This is a genomic window from Pseudomonas sp. Z18(2022), from assembly GCF_036346535.1.
GTDB lineage: Bacteria > Pseudomonadota > Gammaproteobacteria > Pseudomonadales > Pseudomonadaceae > Aquipseudomonas > Aquipseudomonas yamanorum_A.
Genome location: NZ_JAOTOA010000055.1, coordinates 1 through 4,640, shown reverse-complemented (window position 1 = coordinate 4,640; position 4,640 = coordinate 1). Strand labels below are relative to the sequence as shown.

4 protein-coding genes are annotated in these 4,640 nt (G+C 63.1%); 3 read left to right on the top strand and 1 reads right to left on the bottom strand.

Annotated features, from left to right (window positions below):
• Positions 1 to 38 precede the first annotated feature (38 nt).
• The gene (locus tag V3W39_RS33495; protein WP_330214175.1) at positions 39 to 1,436 is read right to left on the bottom strand and encodes an aminotransferase-like domain-containing protein; all 1,398 of its coding nucleotides are present in this window, start codon (positions 1,434 to 1,436) and stop codon (positions 39 to 41) included.
• Positions 1,437 to 1,566: 130 nt separating this feature from the next.
• On the opposite strand from V3W39_RS33495, the gene V3W39_RS33490 reads away from it, so the two are divergent.
• The 3 genes from V3W39_RS33490 (at position 1,567) to V3W39_RS33480 (ending at position 4,638) form a co-directional block, all read left to right on the top strand.
• The gene (locus V3W39_RS33490) at positions 1,567 to 2,202 is read left to right on the top strand and encodes a LysE family translocator (protein ID WP_177079628.1); all 636 of its coding nucleotides are present in this window, start codon (positions 1,567 to 1,569) and stop codon (positions 2,200 to 2,202) included.
• A gap of 79 nt (positions 2,203 to 2,281) precedes the next feature.
• The gene (locus V3W39_RS33485; protein ID WP_177122054.1) at positions 2,282 to 3,340 is read left to right on the top strand and encodes a diguanylate cyclase; all 1,059 of its coding nucleotides are present in this window, start codon (positions 2,282 to 2,284) and stop codon (positions 3,338 to 3,340) included.
• Positions 3,341 to 3,408: 68 nt separating this feature from the next.
• Positions 3,409 to 4,638, top strand: coding sequence for a M20/M25/M40 family metallo-hydrolase (locus V3W39_RS33480; protein WP_177122055.1), 1,230 nt, complete (start codon positions 3,409 to 3,411; stop codon positions 4,636 to 4,638).
• Positions 4,639 to 4,640: the final 2 nt, after the last annotated feature.

The window sequence follows — 4,640 nt, the reverse complement described above, 5'->3', positions numbered from 1 at the left end:
ACAGCGCCGTTACAAAACCAACGGATATGTACACCTCGTCAGCCCCGCAACACCGCCTCAAACACCCCCTGAACCCGCGCCTCATCACAATGCGCCACATTAAACCGCATAAAATCCCGCAACCCCGGTTCATACCCGAACAACGCCCCTGGCGCCAACACCATCCCGCGTTTCAACCCGGCTTCAGCCAACCGTTCACCATTGACCCCGGCCGGCAACCGCGCCCAGATAAACATCCCCCCTTCAAACCCCATCGGCAACTCACAGCCACACCGCCGCAGCCACTGCTCAACCCGCCCCCCGGCCTCCAGCAGCCGCTGGGCCATGCGCTTGCGATGCCGGGCGTACCCGCCCTCACTCAGTAGCCGATACACAATCTGTTCAAACAGCTCCGAGGTAATCCCGCCGCTCATCAACTTCATGTTGGTCAGGTTCGCCGCCAACTGCGGCGCCGCCACCACGTAACTGACCCGCGCATTCGCCGTCAGCACTTTCGAAAACCCCGACAGGTACGTCACCTGCTCCAAGCCCGCCAACGTCGCCAAACGTGGCGGCGGATTAGGGTGTAAATCCCCGTAGAGATCATCCTCGACGATATGGCAGCGATACTCCCGGGCCAGTTGCAACAAGCGAAACGCCTGGCTCGGGCTGAACGAATGCCCGGTCGGGTTATGCAACACACTGGTGGTCAGGTACAGGCTGGGACGATGCTCGGCGAGCAATTGCTCAAGCGCGGCAAAATCAAAGCCGTCAGGCCGCCGCGCGATGGTCACCACCTTGACCCCATGCAACGCCAGGTTCGCGTGGAAGTTGAAGTAACACGGCGCATCCAGCAGCACCGTATCCCCGGGCCGCGCCAGCAGGCGCATAAGCATGTCCAGGCCTTGCAGGGTGTTGGGGGTGGTGATGATCTGCTCTACCGGCACCGACAACCCTTCACCGTGCAGTTTCTGTTGCAGGGCCTGGCGCAACGGCAGCAAGCCCGCCGGGGTGCCCAGCCCGGCGATGCGCAGGGTAGGGGCGCGCACGGCACTGCGCATGGCCTGGCGCAGTGCCTCGGAATCCAGCCAGTCTTCCGGCAAGTGGCCGCCGCCGGGGCGCAGATCGCCCGGTGCCATGGCCAGCGGGCGGCGCAGTACGCTGAGCAAATCCTGGGGCAGCAAGTCGACCCAGTTGCTGGACGACGGCTGCGCCAGGCTGCTGGCGACAAAGTGCCCTCGGCCCTGGCTGGAGGTCAGCAGGTGACGCCCGCGCAGGCGATCCAGCGCTTCATTGATGGTGAATTTTCCGACGCCCAGCAAGGCTCCCAACTCACGCACCGAGGGCAGTTTGCTGCCGGCGGCCAACTCGCCTTGCTCAATGGCATGGGCCAGGGCATCGACGATCTGCTGCACCTTCGGCGCTCGGTCATGAAAGTGAATCGCAGGAATGGGCATCACACTGTCCTTAAGTTTGCCGCCAACTTTACCGGTAAAGTCTGCGCATATATCCGTGGAGTTTACCTGCCTCTGGCGCGACGTGCGCCCTAGACTGCAAGCCTTCCTTCTTGCTGTGAAACTCCACGCCATGGTCACTGCACTCACCCTGTCTTCGTTTTTGTACTTCCTGCTGCTGTGCACCACCCTGGCGTTCAGCCCTGGTCCCATGACCTTGTTGTTGCTCAGCCTCGGCCTGAAAGACGGCCTGCGCCGCTCGCTGCCGGCGCAGTTCGGGGCGAGTGTGTCCTACCTGGTGTCGATCCTAATCTTCGCCGTGGGTTTTTCCGAATTGATCAAGGACTACCCGCTGATCACTCGCGTCATCCAGGTGGTGGGCGTCGCCTACATTCTTTACCTGGCCTACAAGCAATGGACCAGCAGCGGGGTGACGATCAAAACCGCCGACCCGACCCCGGAAAATGCCCGCAGCCTGTTCGGTAAAGGCCTGCTGACCGGCCTGTCGAATCCGAAGGCGATCATCCTGTTCAGCGCCGTGTTCCCGCAGTTCGCCGCCATCGGCCAAGGCAGCGCCGCCGCCGATATTGCGATCCTTGGCCTGACCTTCCTGCTGCTGCAATTTGCCAGTGGCTGCCTGTATTGCTACTTCGGCCAGCGCATCAAGCACGTACTGGAAAACCCCAAGCGCCGGGTTTTGCTGCAACGGGCCACGGCGGTGCTGCTGTTGGGCGTGGCGTTGATGCTGGCCCGGGGCTTTTCGAACTGAAGGCCAGCTTATGAGCGGTAGTGGCGATCTGCCGTTGCCCTGATAGACTTCGAGCATTCATCCAGGATCAAGCCAGACCATGTCAGCTGCAGGAGGAAAGGGACTTTCGCTCGCTACACGTTTGTACAAGTCGCGCACCCTGGGGTTGACCCTCGGGTTTATCTGCGTGGCTGCCGCCATCTATCCGCTGGATAAGCCCGCTTGGGTCTGGGTGGTGATGGTGGCCAACGCCTTCATCTGGCCGCACGTGGCGTACCAATGGTCGCGGCACTCAAAAAACTCCCTGCGCTCGGAACACCGCAACCTGTTGTTCGACTCGTTCTGCGGCGGGTTCTGGGTGGGCGCCATGCAGTTCAACCCGCTGCCCAGCGTCACCACGCTGTCGATGATGACCATGAACAACGTCGCCATCGGCGGCCCGCGCTTCATGCTCGCCGGCTGGGTGGCCCAGGCGCTGGGCATCGGCGCCTCGCTGCTGGTGTTCACCCCGGCGGTGACGGCCCTCACCAGCGAAGCGCAGCTCTACGCCTGCCTGCCGATCCTGATGCTGTATCCCCTGGCCCTGGGCTGGATCTGCTACCGGCAAGCGATCACCCTGGCCAGGCACAAACGCGAGTTACTGGCCCTGAGCCGCACCGACAGCCTGTCGGGCCTGCTCAACCACGGCGCCTGGAAAGACCACCTGGAAATCGAGTTCCAGCGCTGCCGTCGCGACCAGCAGGGCGCCGCCATCGCGCTGATCGACATCGACCACTTCAAGACCATCAACGACACCTACGGCCATGTCACCGGCGACATCGTGCTGCGCCAACTGAGCAAAGTGCTGCGCCAGAACCTGCGGGCCACCGACCTGGCCGGGCGTTATGGTGGCGATGAATTCTGCGTGATCCTGCCAGACATGCCCCTGAACCGCGCCGCCGAAGTGATGGACGCCCTGCGTGACCGCTTCAACTCCCTGGCCTACGCCCAGGACCCGACCCTGCGCGCCAGCCTGAGTATCGGCCTGGCGCCGTACCGCCCGGCACACGGTGACGCCACCAGTTGGCTGAACGATGCCGACCAGGCGTTGTACGAGGCCAAGAGCAGCGGGCGCAACCGGGTCAGTTCGGTGCAGGGAAGTTGGTTGAGGTCGATCTGAGGATCAACAAATTGTTTATTGTCAGGTAGGGTGGAGCACTACCTTTCAACAAAAACAAGGATCGGTTCATGCTCTTCAACTTCCCACGCACCCTGCTGGCGGCCACCCTGGCGCTGTCTTTCGCGATGCCGGCCTTCAGCGCCGAACCCCACAAGCAGATCCAGGCCGACTCCGAGCAGTACAAAGCCGACGCCCTGAAATTGCTGGAGCGCCTGGTGAATATCGATTCGGGCTCCGGCTACGAGCCGGGCCTGACCCAAGTGCGTGACATCGCCGTCGACGAGCTCAAGCAACTGGGCTTCAGCATCCAGTTGGTACCCGATGCCGCTGCCCATAACAGCCATGTCGTCGCCACCCTCAAAGGCACCGGCAAAGCCAAGATCCTGCTGATGGCCCACATGGACACCGTGTTCAAGGAAGGCTCGGCCGCCGCCCGGCCGTTCCACATCAAGGACGGCCGCGCCTATGGCCCGGGCGTGATGGATGACAAGGGCGGCATCGTCGCCGGCATCTACGCCTTGAAAGTCCTGAAAAACCAGGGCTTCAGGGACTACGCGCAAATCACTTTCCTGCTGGATGCCAGCGAAGAAACCGGCACCGACGGCGCCTCCGAACTGATCCGCAACACCGCCAAGGGCCACGACGTGACCCTGAACCTGGAACCGGGCCGCCCGGCGGATGGCCTGGTGGTGTGGCGCAAAGGCAGCGCCACCGCGGTGGTCGAGGTCAAGGGCAAGGCCGCCCACGCCGGCGTGGCCCCGGAACTGGGGCGCAATGCGGCGATGGAAGCGGCGCACCAGATCCTGCAACTGGGCAAGCTGGGGGACGCGGAGAAGAAAACCACCATCAACTTCACCGTGATCAACTCAGGCGACCGGGTCAACGTGATCCCGGACCAGGCCACCGCCAAGGCTGACGTACGGGCGGCGTTGCCGGAAGAGTTTGACCGCATCGAGAAAGACCTGGCGCGGGTCTCGGCCAACAAGCTGATCCCCGAGACGGAAGTGACCACCAGCCTGCACCGCGGCCTGCCGCCGATGCCACAGACGCCGGAGTCGGACAAACTGGTGGCGATTGCCCAGGGGATCTACGGCGAGCTGGGACGCAAGCTGACCATTGAAGGCAGCGGCGGGGCGGCGGATGCCAGCTTGTCGGCTGGCGTGGGCACGCCGACCCTGGACGGGTTCGGGATTGTGGGGGGCAATATCCATACGCCGGAGGAATATGCCGAGGTGGAGAGCGTGGCGCCGCGGATTTACCTGTTGAGCCGGATGATTATGGAGCTGTCAAAGCGCTGACC

Excerpts from the sequence above, each read along its gene's own strand:
- V3W39_RS33490 (WP_177079628.1), top strand. The coding sequence starts at position 1,567 with ATGGTCACTGCACTCACCCTGTCTTCGTTTTTGTACTTCCTGCTGCTG.
- V3W39_RS33485 (WP_177122054.1), top strand. The coding sequence starts at position 2,282 with ATGTCAGCTGCAGGAGGAAAGGGACTTTCGCTCGCTACACGTTTGTAC.
- V3W39_RS33495 (WP_330214175.1), bottom strand. The coding sequence starts at position 1,436 with ATGCCCATTCCTGCGATTCACTTTCATGACCGAGCGCCGAAGGTGCAG.
- V3W39_RS33480 (WP_177122055.1), top strand. The coding sequence starts at position 3,409 with ATGCTCTTCAACTTCCCACGCACCCTGCTGGCGGCCACCCTGGCGCTG.